General features: G+C 69.1%; 15 protein-coding genes. 11 read left to right on the top strand and 4 right to left on the bottom strand.

Annotated features, from left to right (window positions below):
- Positions 1–194: 194 nt before the first annotated feature.
- A complete protein-coding gene (locus OG817_RS09410; protein WP_406053301.1) occupies positions 195–836 on the top strand; it encodes a hypothetical protein in 642 nt (213 codons plus the stop codon).
- 82 nt (positions 837–918) lie between these two features.
- Here the strand turns inward: OG817_RS09410 and OG817_RS09415 are convergent, their stop codons facing one another.
- Complete coding sequence (locus OG817_RS09415; RefSeq protein ID WP_406053302.1) at positions 919–1,818, bottom strand: hypothetical protein; 900 nt, start codon at positions 1,816–1,818, stop codon at positions 919–921.
- A 183-nt stretch (positions 1,819–2,001) separates the two neighbouring features.
- Between OG817_RS09415 and OG817_RS09420 the strand changes: the two genes are divergently transcribed.
- Both OG817_RS09420 and OG817_RS09425 read left to right on the top strand, forming a co-directional pair.
- Positions 2,002–2,583, top strand: coding sequence for a papain-like cysteine protease family protein (locus tag OG817_RS09420; protein WP_406053303.1), 582 nt, complete (start codon positions 2,002–2,004; stop codon positions 2,581–2,583).
- Between the two features lies 1 nt (position 2,584).
- Positions 2,585–3,364: a hypothetical protein gene (locus OG817_RS09425; protein ID WP_406053304.1), complete on the top strand. Its 780-nt coding sequence runs from the start codon at positions 2,585–2,587 to the stop codon at positions 3,362–3,364.
- A 20-nt stretch (positions 3,365–3,384) separates the two neighbouring features.
- Here the strand turns inward: OG817_RS09425 and OG817_RS09430 are convergent, their stop codons facing one another.
- From OG817_RS09430 to OG817_RS09440, 3 genes are read right to left on the bottom strand one after another with little or no spacing between them, the layout of a single operon-like run.
- Positions 3,385–3,651 carry a hypothetical protein gene (locus tag OG817_RS09430; protein ID WP_406053305.1) on the bottom strand — a complete coding sequence of 89 codons (267 nt, stop codon included), beginning with the start codon at positions 3,649–3,651 and terminating at the stop codon, positions 3,385–3,387.
- Positions 3,534–3,875, bottom strand: coding sequence for a hypothetical protein (locus tag OG817_RS09435; protein WP_406057677.1), 342 nt, complete (start codon positions 3,873–3,875; stop codon positions 3,534–3,536). Before OG817_RS09435 ends, OG817_RS09430 begins: the two co-directional genes overlap by 118 nt.
- Positions 3,876–3,927: 52 nt before the next feature.
- Entirely contained in the window at positions 3,928–5,154 is a 1,227-nt protein-coding gene (locus OG817_RS09440; protein WP_396393172.1) for a DUF349 domain-containing protein, read from the bottom strand.
- 235 nt (positions 5,155–5,389) lie between these two features.
- Here OG817_RS09440 and OG817_RS09445 point away from each other — a divergent pair, with 235 nt between their 5' ends.
- From OG817_RS09445 to OG817_RS09480, 8 genes are all read left to right on the top strand, one after another.
- A complete protein-coding gene (locus OG817_RS09445; protein ID WP_360443973.1) occupies positions 5,390–6,079 on the top strand; it encodes an MBL fold metallo-hydrolase in 690 nt (229 codons plus the stop codon).
- A 13-nt stretch (positions 6,080–6,092) separates the two neighbouring features.
- Positions 6,093–7,427, top strand: coding sequence for a histidine--tRNA ligase (gene hisS / locus OG817_RS09450; RefSeq protein ID WP_406053306.1), 1,335 nt, complete (start codon positions 6,093–6,095; stop codon positions 7,425–7,427).
- Positions 7,424–9,226 carry an aspartate--tRNA ligase gene (aspS, locus tag OG817_RS09455; protein WP_406053307.1) on the top strand — a complete coding sequence of 601 codons (1,803 nt, stop codon included), beginning with the start codon at positions 7,424–7,426 and terminating at the stop codon, positions 9,224–9,226. Before hisS ends, aspS begins: the two co-directional genes overlap by 4 nt.
- Positions 9,227–9,258: 32 nt before the next feature.
- Entirely contained in the window at positions 9,259–9,930 is a 672-nt protein-coding gene (locus tag OG817_RS09460) for a GntR family transcriptional regulator (protein WP_360443964.1), read from the top strand.
- Positions 9,931–10,213: 283 nt separating this feature from the next.
- A complete protein-coding gene (locus OG817_RS09465; RefSeq protein WP_406053308.1) occupies positions 10,214–11,932 on the top strand; it encodes an ABC transporter substrate-binding protein in 1,719 nt (572 codons plus the stop codon).
- Positions 11,932–12,864, top strand: a complete 933-nt coding sequence (locus OG817_RS09470; protein ID WP_406053309.1) for an ABC transporter permease — start codon at positions 11,932–11,934, stop codon at positions 12,862–12,864. Before OG817_RS09465 ends, OG817_RS09470 begins: the two co-directional genes overlap by 1 nt.
- Positions 12,861–13,817: an ABC transporter permease gene (locus OG817_RS09475; RefSeq protein WP_396393178.1), complete on the top strand. Its 957-nt coding sequence runs from the start codon at positions 12,861–12,863 to the stop codon at positions 13,815–13,817. Before OG817_RS09470 ends, OG817_RS09475 begins: the two co-directional genes overlap by 4 nt.
- Positions 13,814–15,874: a dipeptide ABC transporter ATP-binding protein gene (locus tag OG817_RS09480; protein ID WP_406053310.1), complete on the top strand. Its 2,061-nt coding sequence runs from the start codon at positions 13,814–13,816 to the stop codon at positions 15,872–15,874. Before OG817_RS09475 ends, OG817_RS09480 begins: the two co-directional genes overlap by 4 nt.
- Positions 15,875–15,877 lie beyond the last annotated feature (3 nt).

The raw sequence follows: 15,877 nt of genomic DNA on the forward strand, positions 1-15,877 counted from the left end.
GTACGCCGACCTCAGCTGCACCTCCGACGACTCCACCTTCGACGACTCCAGGTCCGACGACTCCAGGTCCGACGACTCCACGTCCGAAGGTCTCCGTCACTCCGCGTCCGACGGTTGCGCTGCCGGTTGTGCGCCCGTGGGTACCGGGTGCGGGAGAGATTCATCCGGAGGTCAAGCGGTCGGCGGTGGCGGCGGTGGTGAAGTTGCTGGGCCGGCCACGGGCCGCGGTCGACGTGATCGACGCGCAGTACGGCGGGATCCTGAGCGATTCGGCCAGCGTGCTGGTGCCTTGCCGTGTCTCCACGATTGCCGGCGGACGCGTCGTGACCAGCGGCACCACGGTCGATGTTCGGCTGAGCAGATCGGGCGGGGGTTGGCGGGTGACCGCGACGCATCCGGCGCAACCCGGAGCGGCGACGTCACGGTTGTCCTCGGTGGCTCGGAAGGTGCTGGCCAGTGAGCGGATCGCGCTGCCGCCGGCCTCCGCGGCGGACATTCGCTCCGGGCAGGTCCACGACAGCGTGCTCACCACGATGCTCGAGCTCGCGAAGACCTACCGCATCGGCATCAGCGTGATCCGCTCCGGCCATCCGATCAACGTCTTCGGCACCAACCGCCCCAGCGACCATCCGCGCGGCCGGGCCTTCGACACCTGGCAGATCAACGGCCACGCGGTCGTCGCCCCAGGCACCTCACGCTCCCTGGTCACGTCGTACATGCGTGCCGCCGAATCCCTCGGCTCCTACAACGTCGGCGGCCCGTACCAACTCTCCGGCGCCGCCTTCTTCTCCGACCAGACCCACCACGACCACGTCCACGCCGGTTTCCAGACGTAGGGCGTGTCTCCCAAATCCCACGCCCACTGCGCGGCACTCGGCGGGTACCTGCTCGCTACGGCGTGGAATTGGGAGACACGCCCTAGTCCCACTCCCACGCGATGCCGACCGTGCCGGGATCGGCGGAGGGTTCGACGACGTGCGCGCGGCTGTCGGCGGTGAGCATCAGATTGCGCCGCAGGAGATCGGGACCGCTGGTGTGCCGGCGACGGAACTCGTGCACGCGAACCGGCAGGGCGGCCCGGTCGAACTGCACCTCGAGCACGTAGTGCGCACCGCCCCACTCGCTGAACCGTTGGTAGTCCACCGACGGCAGGCCGGTCCGGTCCTCGATCTCGTAGTGCACGACAGCCGTGTCGCCGACGGCGAGAAGGCGATCGAGCAGGAGCTCAGCGAGCATCGCGCCGGCCTCGGGAGCACGCGCGACCCGGCCGGTCCGGCAGCCGCTCACCGTGTGCAGGGCGAGCTGGTCGACATCGCATCCGGGTTCGCCTTGGTGCGCGATGATCAGCCGGTCCACCGGCTCCACGGCGACAACGCTCTGAGTCACTCGTCTCCGCTGGGCGCTCCGGTCCGGGCCGAGGTGGATCTCGTCGAGGACGGAGAGGGTGCGGAGCCGGCCGTGAGCGTCGCGACGAAGCCGATCGAGCAGCCGGGTGAGGGACACGGCATAGTCGACGACGGCGTACGGCGGCGTTGTGGCGGCCGGTTCGCTGCGGGCCGGCGGGATGCGGACCGTGAGCCAGCCGGGTGGCAGCCGCAGGAGCTCCTCGAGCGCACTGATGACGGCCAGCGAGTCCTCGCGCGGGATCCGGCGGCCGCTCTGCCAGGTACTGAGCGTCGCGACGCCGACGTGGAGCCCGCGGTCGGCCAGATGCGTGCGGATGCGGTTCAGGGCCAGGCCACGGCGCGCGATCGCCTGCCGCAGCGCCTCGGCGAACGACGTTTCCGGAGTCACAGGCCGCACCGACGATTCGATCATGGTGATGCTCCTTGGGTCCGCCGGTCAGTGTAAACATTCACAGCACTCTCCGGCAGTAGTTCGTCACGCGCTGTTCACGGCCGCGTCGCGTTCACAGTGGGCATCCGGCCGGTCCGCCGGTTCTTGCCGGGCGCGGGCGTGCTCCTGACGATGGACCTCTCCCCACCCACCGAAGGAGGATCCATGCGCAGGCTCCGCCCCCGCCGTACCTGGTCATTGCTTCTGGCAATGATCATCGGCCTGGCCACGCTGGTACCGCTCGCTCCGCCGGCCTCGGCCGCGCCTGGCAGCTACTACCTCGACGTCACCGGGCAGGCGCAGCAGAAGTCGAACTGGTGCTGGGCCGCCACCGGCAACAGCATCGCCGCGTTCTACGGGAAGTCGTACTCGCAGAACCAGTTCTGCAACCTGGCCTTCGGCAACAGCACGAACGTGATATGTCCGAACAACCAGGCCACGCTGGCGAACGACCAGCGGGCGTTCCGGTCGATCGGGATCAGCGCCGGGAGCTACGTCTCGTCCACGCTCGGCTTCAGCACGCTCGTCGCCGAGATCGCGGCCGGGCGCCCGGTGATGACGCGCATCGGCTGGTCGTCGGGCGGCGGGCACATGATGGACATCATCGGGTACGACTCCTCCGATTCGACGATCGAGTACTACAACCCCTGGCCGGACGACCCGCGCTACAACTACTCGACGTACACCTGGTACCGGTCCAACTCCCAGTTCACCTGGACCCACTCCCTGTACCGGATCGGAGCCTGACATGCCCCGCCCGAAGAACATCCTGCTCCGTCTCAGCGCCGTACTGGCCGTCGGTCTCGGCCTCGTGCTGACCGTCGGCGGGACTGCCGGCGCGGCCGGTCCCGAGCCGGTCTCCAGCGATGAGTTGTCAAAGGCAACCACCGCGGCACACTCGCCGACGGCCCTCGGCTTGCTCGGCAAGGTCTCGACCGGATCTGCGAAGACTGCGGCCACGGTCTCGCAGGACACCCACGCGGTGTACGCGCTCAACCCGGCCTTCGTTCGCGACGCCTCGGCGCCGGTGGCGACCTTCTGGTACGCCGCCACGCCCGCCAGCAAAGGTGGTCAGGCGTTGACGGTCTACACCGCTCCAGACCAGGCCGGTGCTTGGCAGGCAGTCAACGTGGCAAGCGGTAACACCGAAGCCCGCATGTTCGCCGCAGCCCGCGGCGCGGTCGTCTTCACCGAGCCTCAGATCGGCGCCTGGTACGCCCTCACCGGCACCCAGATCCGCCCCCTCAACGCCTCCGCCACCAAGTCGATCGGCCCCGCTCCCATCACCATCGCTGCCTACAACGAGCTCGTCTCCACCCGCTACTCCGACAAACTCCCCGGCACCCACTACTCACACCAGGGTGTAGCCGGCGGCTACGACACCACCGCCGCCGCAGCACCCACCGACACCTACAACGACCTCATCCTCCGTTCCACAGTCGGCGCCATCGCCCTTCTGGGCCTGGCGTGCCTCTATCACCGCCGCGTCAACCGGAGGTCCGCAGCCACCCCCCGCAATGCGCGGTAGGTCCTAGAGGAATCGGCAGGTCAGACCGGGAGTCCCCACCAGCCTGACCTGCCGATCCACCGGCGGCGATCACCAGCGGCGGGGAGTCTGGGCTCCTGGCACAGGAATGCGCCGACAGCGAGCTCGAGCGCCGGATACGAGCCCCACAGATCGGTCCGCCGTACCGAGATCACGTGCCAGCCAAGAGCATCCAGCTCAGTACGCCGGGTCTCGTCGCGCAGCTGCTGTTTCTGCGTCGAGTGCCACTGGTCGCTGTCATACTCCAACCCGAGCCGCTTCCCATCCACCGGCCGATCCGGATAACCCAGATCCAGCCGATAGACCCGGCTAGGCCCATCCACGCGAACCTGTAGGTCGGGCGTTCCAAAACCAACATCCAGAAGCCGGAGTAGACACCCTTCAGGAGCTCGCGAATCTGGCCACGGCCCAGCAGCCATGCCAGTTTGCGCGGCACCTGGCGGGCCGCGAAGGGAATGCCCGCGAAGTAGTCGGCCTCGTCGTACTCGAACATCCCAGCAGGATGACCGACAACCGCCTAGGCGTGCTTCGAGTTATCCACAGGGTCAGCTGAAGTCGGTCAGGGCGTTTTGGGCTTGGGTGAGCCATTCCCGGCGGGCGGCTATGGCTTCTCGGGCTTCGGTGGCTTTGCGGGTGTTGCCTTGGGATTCGTGCTTGGCGGCCTGCTTCTCCAGGTCCGAGATGAGGGACTGGAGTTGCTTCACGGTGGCCTCGGCGCGGGCGCGGGCCTCGGGGTTGCTGCGGTTCCAGACCTCGTCCTCGGCGGACTTGACGGCCTGCTCGACGGCGCGGAGGCGGGAGTCGACCGAGCGCATCGCGTCGCGCGGGACCTTGCCGATCTGGTCCCAGCGGTCGAGGTACTCGCGCAACTGCTCGCGCGCGACCTTCGCGTCCTCCACCGGCACGATCGTCTCGATCTCCACCAGCAGGGCCTCCTTGGCGCGGAGGTTCTCGACCTGCTCGGCGTTCTCCTCGGCCTGGATGGCGTCCCGGGCACCGAAGAACATGTCCTGAGCGGCCCGGAAGCGCGCCCACAGCTTGTCGTCCACCTCGCGCGGCGCGGGGCCGGCGGCCTTCCACTGCCGCATCAGGTCGCGGAAGCGACCTGACGTCGGACCCCATTCGGTCGATGCCGCGAGCGTCTCCGCCTCGGCCGCGAGCCGCTCCTTCACCACGGCTGCCTCCTCGCGCTTCGAGGACAGCTCGGCGAAGTGCTGCTTGCGGTGCCGGGTGTACGTCGTACGCGCGGAAGAGAACCGGTGCCACAGCTCGTCGTCGCTGGACTTGTCCAGCCGCGGCAGGGCCTTCCACTCGTCCAGCAGTTCGCGCAGGCGGGTGACGCCGTGGCGCCAGTCGGTCCCGGCCGCTATGGTCTCGGCCTCGGTGGCGATCTTGGTCTTGGCCGAGCGGGCTTCCTCGACCTTCGCGGCCCGTTCGGCCTTGCGCCGTTCGCGCTGCTGGGCGACGAGCGGGGTGAGCGCCTCGAGCCGGGTCCGCAGGCCGTCGAGATCGCCGACCGCCTGGGCCTCTTCGATCGAGCTGGTCACCTTTTTCACCGCGGCGCGCGCGTCGTCGGGCGACACGGTGCCTGCCTGGACCCGCTGTTCGAGCAGGTCCACCTCGAACGCCAAGGCGTCGTACCGGCGGGTGTAGAAGGCGAGGGCCTCCTCTGGGTTGGCGTCCGGCCACTGGCCGACCGCGCGTTCACCGTCCTTGGTCCGTACGAAGACCGTTCCGTCCTCCGCTACCCGGCCCCAGCTCTCTCCGGCCACAACTCGCCCCTTCCGGCGGTATGTACTGCGCTCGTGCCCATTCTGGTCAGTCCCTGGTCCAACCGCGCGAACAAGGCCTGGCCGGGCGCGTCGAGGCGCTTTCCCGACGCTTATCCCTGAACAATCACAAACTCCCGTCGCGGACGCAACGGTGTTGCGTCACAATCCGGTTCGAACTCACCGCCTTCGCACCGGTAGCCTTGGGTGGTCCCGAACCGTTCCAGGAAGGTCAGTCGTGCTCATCGCCGGGTTCCCCGCGGGGTCGTGGGGTACGAACTGCTACGTCGTCGCCACCGGCCAGGGCGCGGAATGCATCGTCGTCGACCCGGGCCAGGACGCGGCCGCGGGCGTCGAGCAGGTGGTCCGGGAGAACAAGCTCAAACCGGTGGCCGTGCTGCTCACACACGGTCACATCGACCACATGTTCTCGGTCCTGCCGGTCTGCGGGACGTACGACGCGACCGCCTGGATCCACCCGGACGACCGGCACCTGCTGGCCGATCCGATGGCCGGCCTCAGCCCGGAGACGGCGCGGATGCTGCTGGGCGGCAACCACGAGTTCGCCGAGCCGGACGACGTCTCCGAACTCAAGGACGGCCTGAGTCTCGAGCTGGCCGGCCTCGGCTTCACCGTGGACCACACGCCGGGGCACACCCGGGGTTCGGTCACGTTCACCACGCCGTACGACGGGCCGGAAGACGTGCCCGCGGTTCTGTTCTCCGGTGACGTGTTGTTCGCCGGGTCGATCGGCCGGACGGATCTGCCTGGGGGCGACCATCCGGCCATGCTGCATACGTTGGCCACCAAGATCCTGCCGATGCGCGACGAGATCGTCGTCCTGCCGGGTCATGGTGGCCAGACCACGATCGGCCGGGAGAAGGCGACCAACCCCTACTTGCAGGACCTGGAGATACCGAAACCATGAGCAAGGCCAAATCGTGAGCAAACTCAGCCCATTGAGCGGGTTCCCCGAATTCCTTCCGCAGGACCGGATTGTCGAGCAGCAGTTCCTCGACGTGATCCGGGAGACGTTCGAGCTGCACGGCTTCGCGTCGATCGAGACCCGCGCGGTCGAGCCGGTCGAGCGTTTGTCCAACCAGGGCGAGGATGCGGACAAGGAGATCTACGGCGTACGGCGCCTCGCTGCCGGAGCCGATGAGGACGCGGCGCTCGGTCTGCACTTCGACCTGACCGTGCCGTTCGCGCGGTACGTGCTGGAGCACAGCGGCAAGCTGGTCTTCCCGTTCCGCCGCTACCAGATCCAGAAGGTCTGGCGGGGTGAGCGCCCGCAGGAGGGCCGCTACCGCGAGTTCACCCAGGCGGACGTCGACATCATCGACTCCGGCGAGCTGCCGAACCACTACGAGGTCGAGCTCCCGCTGGTGATCGCGGACGCGCTGCGCCGGCTGCCGGTGCCGGAGTTCGTGATCAAGGTCAACAACCGCAAGATTCCCGAGGGCTTCTACCGCGGGCTCGGCCTGGACGACGTGACCTCGGTGCTGCGGATCGTCGACAAGATCGACAAGATCGGCCCGGAGAAGGTCGTCGAGCGGCTGATCGAGGCGGGTGCGACCGACAAGCAGGCCCGGCTCGCGGTGCAGTTGGCCGACATCTCCAGCACCGACACCTCCTTCGTGGATCAGGTTCGTGCGCTCGGCGTCGAGCACCCGACGCTGGACGAGGGTCTCGAGCAGCTGAGCCAGGTGATGGCCGCGGCCGCCGAGCACGCACCCGGCCTGCTGATGGCCGACCTGCGGATCGCCCGTGGCCTGGACTACTACACCGGCGCGGTCTACGAGCTGTACCTGGTCGGCCAGGAGTCGTTCGGGTCGGTCGGTGGCGGTGGCCGGTACGACGCCCTCGCATCCGACGGCAAGACGACGTACCCGGGTGTGGGGATCTCGATCGGTGTGTCCCGGCTGGTGCACCGGCTGGTCAGCCAGGGGCTGCTCAAGGGCACCCGCAGTACGCCGACCGCCGTACTCGTGGCCCTCACCGCGGAAGAGGACCGGGCTGAGGCCATGCGGACCGCGGCGACGCTGCGCGGCCGGGGGATCCCGGTCGAGGTGGCGCCGGCCGCGGCGAAGTTCGGCAAGCAGATCCGGTTCGCGGACCGGCGAGGCATCCCGTTCGTCTGGTTCAGCACCGAGAACGGTTCCGAGGTGAAGGACATCCGCAGCGGTGAGCAGGTGCCCGCCGACGCCGCGACCTGGACGCCGCCCGAGGCCGACATCCGACCCCGTATCGACACCACTACTCAGGAGAACTCGTGATCCGTACCCATTCCGCAGGCTCGTTGCGCGCCGAGCACACCGGGCAGACCGTGATCCTGGCGGGCTGGGTGGCGCGGCGACGCGATCACGGTGGCGTGGCCTTCATCGACCTGCGCGACTCGACCGGCACCGTGCAGGTGGTCATCCGCGACGAGGACGCCGCGCACGGCCTGCGCTCGGAGTACTGCCTGAAGATCGTCGGCGAGGTCGCCCTGCGCCCGGAGGGCAACGCGAACCCGAACCTCCCGACCGGCGAGATCGAGATCATCGCGACCGAGGTCGAGGTGCTGAACGAGGCCGCGCCGCTGCCGTTCCCGGTCGAGGAGCACCACGCGACGCCGGTGAACGAAGAGGTCCGGCTGAAGTACCGCTACCTCGACCTGCGCCGCCAGGGCCCGGGGACGGCGATCCGCCTGCGCAGCGAGGTCAACAAGGCGGCCCGTGAGGTCTTGGCCAAGCACGACTTCGTCGAGATCGAGACGCCGACGCTCACCCGCTCCACGCCGGAGGGCGCCCGCGACTTCCTGGTGCCCGCCCGCCTGCAGCCGGGCAGCTGGTACGCACTGCCGCAGTCGCCGCAGCTGTTCAAGCAGTTGCTGATGGTGGCCGGGATGGAGCGGTACTTCCAGATCGCCCGCTGCTACCGCGACGAGGACTTCCGCGCCGACCGGCAGCCGGAGTTCACCCAGCTCGACATCGAGATGAGCTTCGTCGACCAGGACGACATCATCGCGCTGTCCGAGGAGGTCCTGACCGCGCTCTGGAAGCTTGCCGGGTACGACGTCCAGACGCCGATCCCGCGGATGACGTACGCCGAGGCGATGGCGCGGTTCGGTAGCGACAAGCCGGATCTGCGGATGGGCCTGGAGCTGGTGGAGTGCACGGAGTACTTCAAGAACACGCCGTTCCGGGTGTTCCAGGCGCCGTACGTCGGTGCCGTCGTGATGCCCGGGGGAGCGGACCAGCCGCGCAAGCAGCTGGACGCGTGGCAGGACTGGGCCAAGCAGCGTGGAGCTCGCGGTCTGGCGTATGTGCTCGTTGGTCAGGACGGCGAGCTCGGCGGCCCGGTCGCCAAGAACCTGTCCGACGAGGAGCGCGCGGGCATCGCCGACCACGTTGGCGCGAAGCCGGGTGACTGCATCTTCTTCGCCGCCGGTCCGGTGAAGTCGTCGCGGGCGCTGCTCGGCGCGGCCCGGCTGGAGATCGGCCGCCGCGGTGGCCTGATCGACGAGTCGACGTGGTCGTTCGTGTGGGTCGTCGACGCGCCGCTGTTCGAGCCGGCCGATGAGGCGACCGCCGCCGGCGACGTCGCCGTCGGTTCGGGTGCGTGGACCGCGGTCCACCACGCCTTCACCTCGCCGAAGCCGGACTCGCTGCAGACCTTCGACACTGACCCGGGCTCGGCGCTGGCGTACGCGTACGACATCGTCTGCAACGGCAACGAGATCGGTGGTGGGTCGATCCGTATCCACCGCGAGGACGTGCAGAAGCGGGTCTTCAAGGTGATGGGCCTGACCGACGAGGAGGCTTCGGAGAAGTTCGGCTTCCTGCTCGACGCGTTCAAGTTCGGCGCGCCGCCGCACGGCGGGATCGCGTTCGGCTGGGACCGGATCACCGCGCTGCTGGCCGGCACCGAGTCGATCCGCGACGTGATCGCGTTCCCGAAGTCCGGCGGCGGGTACGACCCGCTGACCGCCGCGCCGGCGCCGATCACCGCCGCGCAGCGCAAGGAGGCCGGCGTCGACGCCACGCCGGCCAAGTCCGACGCTCCGGGCAGTGTCGGCGGCGGTAACGGCTGAACCGGTTTGGCAGTTCGTATACAGTCGACCTGGTGACCTCCAACCCGGTTCTTGTCGGAGACGGCCATCTGCCCCTGCGCGACGTGGTCGCGGCGGAACTGCGCCGGCTGATCCTGGACGGTTCGCTGCAACCGGGCGAACGGCTCGTCGAGGATCGGCTGGCCCAGCAGCTCGGCGTCTCGCGCAACCCGATCCGGGAGGCGATGCGGGTGCTGGAGGCCGAGGGCTTTCTCGACGTGGTCGCCAGGCGCGGGGCGTTCGTGGCGAAGCTGTCGGCCCGCCAGGCCGACGACCTGTTCTATGTCCGGCTCGCACTGGAGCCGTTGGGAGCCCGCCTGGCCGCCTCGGTCGAGGAGCCGCCAACCGCTTTGCTGCAACGGGCCTGGGAGATCCTGGCCATGGTCCGCGACTCCGGGCCGGACCAGGATCTCGACACCCTGTCGACCCTGCACACCGAGCTGCACTCGCTGGTATTCGAGATGACCCGCAACAGCTACCTGATCGCCATCGCGATCCCGATGGTGAAGCGCGGCCAGTGGCTGCTCCGGCAGAGTGCGCCGCTGCAGAACCCGGCCGCGTGGACCGAGCATTACGGCCTGATCGAAGCCATCGAGGCCGGTGACGCCGACCTCGCCGAGGCGGCCGCCCGCCACCACGTGCTGAGCGTACGCAGTTCACTGCGGCCCCGGCTCGATCGCGCCTGAGCCCACCTCAGGCCGCCGCGACACCCGCAATCTGTATACGACGGCGATCTCGACGGTCTCCACTCGCGAGGACCGAATCCTCCGTCGGCCCCGGCCCATGGCCGGAAGTTTTTGCTGCCCTTCCTGCCGTGGAGCCCTGTGTTTCAAGGAAACAAGCGCACGGTGGCCACCGCTCCACAGCCGGAGACGAAACTGTCACGTGGCGGATCGGAAATATGCCCGTAGCACAGGCCGTATACAACATACGGAAGAGCTTGGCCTGTCACCTCGAGGAGCACCTCTCATGGACCACCACCCCCATCGCTCCACCACCGCGGTCTCCACCGCCGCGGCCTCCACCACCGCGGCCTTCGGCACCGCCGTCCGCCGTCCGATCTCCCGCCGCCGGCTGCTGGGGCTGGGCGGCGGCCTCGCTGCCGGGGTCGGCCTCGCCTCGGTGCTGTCCGCCTGCAGCGCCGACGACGCCACCACGACCGCCGCGGTCTCGTCCAGTGGCGGGACGCTGACGATGGGCATCAACGCCACGCCCGACACGCTCGACCCCGGAGCCACCGGTCTGGCGCTGACCCTGCTGATCTCGTTCGCGCTGTTCGACCCGCTGGTCTACTGGCTGCCCGACGGCAACGGCGGCAGCGTTTTCCACCCGGGCCTCGCCGAGTCCTGGACGATCTCGCCCGACGCTTCGGTCTACACCTTCAAGCTGCGCAAGGGCGTGACGTTCCACGACGGCACCCCGTTCAACGCCGCCGCGGTGAAGGCGACGTACGACCACGTGGTCGACCCGCGGACGAAGTCCAAGAGCGGGCTGGGGGCGCTCGGGCCGTACCGCGAGACGAAGGTGCTCGACGACTACACCGTGCAGATCGTCTTCACCGAGCCGAACGCGTCATTCCTGCACCAGCAGGCGGCCGGCAACTTCGGTATCTCGTCGCCGGCCGCGCTGACCAAGTACGGACCGACCGGCTTCGGCAACCACCCGGTCGGCACCGGGCCGTTCACGTTCGACAGCTACCAAACCGGCAGCCAGCTCACACTGCTGAAGAACCCGAAATACACCTGGGGGCCGAAGGCGCTCGGCGACGGGCCGGCCAAGCTCGACAAGCTGGTCTTCCGGATCGTCACCGACGACAGCGGCCGCTACAACGCGCTGCAGAGCGGTCAGCTGCAGATTGCCATGAACCTGCCGCCGAACAACATCTCCGCCGCCCAGAAGTCCGGCAGGTACCAGCAACTGGTGGTGCCCTCGATCGGTACTCCGCTCGGGATGCCGATCAACGTGGCCAAGCCGCCGACTGACGACCCACTGGTCCGGCAGGCGATCCTGTCCGCGGTCGACCAGAACGCGATGGTCAAGAGCGTGCTGTACGACGTCTACAAGCCGGCCCACAATGTGCTGACGCCGATCACCCCCGGGTACAGCGAGGCGGCGAGCAAGACCTACTCCTACGACCCGGACAAGGCGGCAGCGCTGCTCGACCGGGCCGGCTGGTCCGTCGGTGACGGCGGCACCCGGACAAAGAACGGCCAGAAGCTCAACCTGGACATCATCTTGTTCGGCGGGGGAGGCCTGGAGCTGCCGACCCAGTTCATCGTCTCGGAGCTGCAGAAGGTCGGCTTCAGCGCGACCACGTCGGTCCAGCCGTTCGCCACCGCGCAGGCCAGCTTCAACTCCGGCGTGCACAACCTCGGCTCGTTCGGTTACTACGGCGCCGACCCGTACCTGCTCAACATCTGGGTCAACTCCAACGCGATCGAGTCGGGCTTCAACTGGTCCCACTACAACAACCCGGCGATCGACAAGATGATCGCCCGGGCCAACGCCACCGCGGCCGAGGCCGCCCGAAACAACTTGTACCAGCAGGTCGGGACGAAGCTGATGCAGGACTCGATGTTCCTGCCTCTGTGGGATGTCGCGGGTGCGTTCACGCTCTCGCCGAAGGTGAAGAACCTGCACCAGACCCTCAACGGCTACCTGGCGTTCCACAGCGCCACCGTCGGCTGATGGCGCTGTTCGTCCTGCGCCGGCTCGGCGCGGCGGTCCCGGTCGTGCTGGGCATCACAGTGATCGCGTTCATCTTGGTGCACGTCGTTCCGGGCGACCCGGCCAAGGTGATCCTGTACGGCGCGAACGCCTCCCCGGAGCAGATCGCCGCGCTGCGCCAGCAGCTCGGGCTCGACCTCCCGCTGTGGCGCCAGTACGCCGCCTTCGCCGGCCAGCTGCTGCGCGGCGACCTCGGCACGTCGTTCCTGACCCAGAACTCGGTGGCCTTCGAGCTGCTCTCCCGGGCTCCGAGCACGCTGGTCCTGACGGTGGCGTCGATGCTCGTGGCGGTGGTGATCGGGGTCCCGCTAGGTCTGGTCGCGGGGATGCGGCCCGGCTCGGCGCTCGACACGCTGGCTCGCTGGATCTCGTTCGCCGGGGTGGCGGTGCCGTACTTCTTCCTGGCCCTGCTGCTGGTGCTGGTGTTCAGCGTCAAGTTGCAGTGGTTCTCCGCGATCGACGACGGAACGGCGAAGGCCCTGGTGCTGCCGGCGGTCTCGCTCGGCTGGGGCTATGCCGCGATCCTGACCCGGCTGGTCCGCGGCCGGGTGATCGAGGAGCTGCGCAGCGACTACGTGAAGGCGGCCCGGGCCAGGGGCAGCGGCGACCTGCGCGTGCTGCTGCGGCAGGTGCTGCGCAACTCGTCGGTGCCGGCGGTCACCACCATCGGCCTGCAGTTCGGCAACATCCTGACCGGTGCCGCGATCACCGAGGTGATCTTCGGCCGCGCCGGGCTCGGCAGCTTCCTGGCCACCTCGATCACCAGCAAGAACATCCCGGTCGTGCAGGGCGCCGTCGTGGTGATCGGCGTCTCCTACGTCCTGATCAACCTCGGCGTCGACCTGCTCGTCGGTGCCATCGACCCCCGCACCCGGCAGGAGGCCCGAGGATGACGACCGACCCCCTGAGCCTGAGCCCGGCCGTCGTGCCGGGGCGGACGGCGATGCCCGCCACCGGCTCCGTCAAGGGGCTGAAGGCAACCATCGGACGTACCGGGCTGCTGCTGGCGGTGCTTCTCATCGGCATCCTCCTGGCCGCACCCGGCCTGCTGGCGCATGTCAGCCCGGTTGCCACCAGCGACGCGAACCTGCAAGGCCCCAGCGGGAGTCACCTGTTCGGCACCGACCTGCTCGGCCGCGACGTCTTCAGCCGGACCGTGTACGGCGCTCGCCCGGTGCTGCTGGCCAGCCTGCTCGGGGTTCTGCTTGCCACGGCGGCCGGTGTCGCCATCGGGGTTCTGGGCGGAGTCGCTCCGAGGCTGGTCAACGCAGTGGTGATGCGTCTGGTCGATGTGTTCCTGGCCCTCCCGGTGCTGTTGATCGCACTGATCCTGATCGCGACCGCCGGATCCGGCGTCCGCAGCATCGTGCTCGCCATCGGCATTGCCTTCACTCCCGGCTTCGCCCGCGTGGTGGAGTCCTCGGTCCGCCGCCTACGCAAGGCGGAGTACGTCGAGGCGGCGCGTGTCTTCGGGTCGACCACCATCCGCACGTCCTGGCGGCACCTGATCCCCAACCTGCTCACCGAGGTGGTCGTGCTCGGCAGCAGCGCGATCGGCTGGGGTGTGCTGACGGCGACGACGCTGAGCTTTCTCGGCCTCGGCGTCCGGCTGCCGGCACCCGACTGGGGGAGCGACTTGGCCGCCGGTGCGACGAACCTGGCCGACGCCTGGTGGCTCTCGACCTTTCCCGGCCTGGCCATCATGGCCACGATCCTGCTGGCCAACTTCGCCGGTGACCACCTGATGCGGGTGCTCGACCCGCGCGAGGGCGTGCGGTTCGGCCGCCTGTTCCGGCTGGTCGCCGCCCGGCGGTCCGCTACCCGCGACGGAAGGGACGACAGATGAGCCTGCTCGAGGTCAGCGGCCTACGGACCGAGATCGACACCCGGCAGGGCCGGATCCGTCCGGTCGACGGGGTGAGCTTCTCCGTCGAGGCGGGTCAGACCCTCGGCCTGGTCGGGGAGTCCGGGTGCGGCAAGACGATGACCGGCCTGTCGATCCTGCGGCTGCTGCCGCCCGGCGGAGCCGTCACCGGCGGGTCCGTCCGCCTTGACGGCGAGGAGCTGACCGGCTTGGACGAGCCCGCGATGCGCCGGTTGCGCGGCAGCCGGATGGCGATGATCTTCCAGGACCCGATGACCTCGCTGAACCCGGTCCGCACGATCGGCAGCCAGCTCCGCGAGGCGTACCGGATCCACGTCGGCGCCAGCCGGGCGGCAGCGACCGCGCGGGCCACCGAGGTGCTCGGACTGGTCGGCATGCCACGGCCACGGGAACGGCTGGGTGACTACCCGCACCAGCTGTCCGGCGGGATGCGGCAGCGGGTGATGATCGCGCTCGGCCTGATGTGCGAACCGAAGCTCCTGATCGCCGACGAACCGACCACTGCGCTCGACGTGTCGATCCAGGCGCAGATCCTGACCCTGATCGACGACCTGAAGTCGCAGCTGTCGATGGGAGTGCTGCTGGTCACGCACGACATGGGAGTGATCGCCGAGTACGCCGACCGGGTGGCGGTGATGTACGGCGGCCGGATGGTCGAGCAGGCCGGCGTCCAGCAGTTGTTCGAGGCACCCCGGCACCGCTACACGAAGGCGCTGCTCGCTGCGATGCCGACGCTGGAGCTGGACCGCGGCACAGAGTTGTCCACCATCCCCGGAGCACCGCCGAAGCTGCTGGACCTCGCGCCGCAGTGCCGCTTCGCGCCGCGGTGCGCGTTCGCGCAGGACGACTGCCGCGGTACGGACCCGGCCCTGGTGGAGGTGACACCGGGCAGCGATCACCTGCACGCGTGTTTCCATCCCACCGCGGAGTCCCCTGCGCGGTGGGAGCCGGAGGTACGGCGTGTGCGGAGCGGAGCCGAGCCGCGGACGAGTGAGACCCTGGTCCAGCTCTTCGACGTGCACAAGAGGTTCGGGCTGAAGTCGCAGCGGCCGTTCAGGCCCAGGCGGGCGGTGCACGCGGTGTCCGGGGTGACATTGAGCATCGGGGCCGGTGAGACACTCGGCATCGTGGGGGAGTCGGGCTGCGGCAAGACCACGATCGGCCGGATGCTGGTCGGGCTCGAACGTCCGAGCAGCGGCTCGGTCACCTTCGACGGCCGCGACTTGGCCGCTCAGAGTCCGGCTGTACGACGGCGTCGCCGGCGGGACCTGCAGATGATGTTCCAGGACTCCGCGGCCGCCCTGGACCCGCGGATGACAGTCGCCGGACTGATCGAGGAACCACTGATCGCCCAGGGCGTCGGCACGCGCCGCGAGAGGCGCGACACCGTGCGCGAACTGCTGGACGCGGTGGGCCTACCGCCCGAGGCCGCGCAGCGCTACCCGCACGAGTTCTCCGGTGGGCAGCGGCAGCGGATCGCGATGGCCCGGGCGCTGGCGCTGCGCCCGCGGGTGATCGTGGCCGACGAGCCGGTGTCCGCGCTCGACGTCTCGGTCCAGGCGCAGATCCTGAACCTGATGCGCTCGCTGCAGGACCGGTACGGCCAGACGTACGTGGTGATCTCGCACGACCTGTCGCTGCTGAAGTACCTGGCCGACCGGATCGGCGTGATGTACCTCGGCCGGCTGGTCGAGCTGGGGCCGAGCGAGGACGTCTACGGTGCGCCTCGGCACCCGTACACGGCGGGACTGATCAAGGCGATCCCGTTGCCACCAGCTGCCAAGGCCGACCAGCCCGAGTCACGTCAGGAGCAGTCGGGACCGGTGCGGTCCGTGGGACTCGGCGGCGAGCTGCCGTCCGCGATCGATCCGCCGAGCGGTTGCCACTTCCGGACCCGTTGCCCACTGGCCACCGAGCGCTGCGCCATAGAAGCACCGGCGCTCACCGCCGGCGACGGCCTGCACGCGGTGGCCTGCCACCACCCCCTGACCACCGAACTCCTGACACCGGCGAGGTAGCGG

The sequence above is a fragment of the Kribbella sp. NBC_00889 genome, from assembly GCF_045207705.1.
Classification (GTDB): Bacteria; Actinomycetota; Actinomycetes; order Propionibacteriales; family Kribbellaceae; genus Kribbella.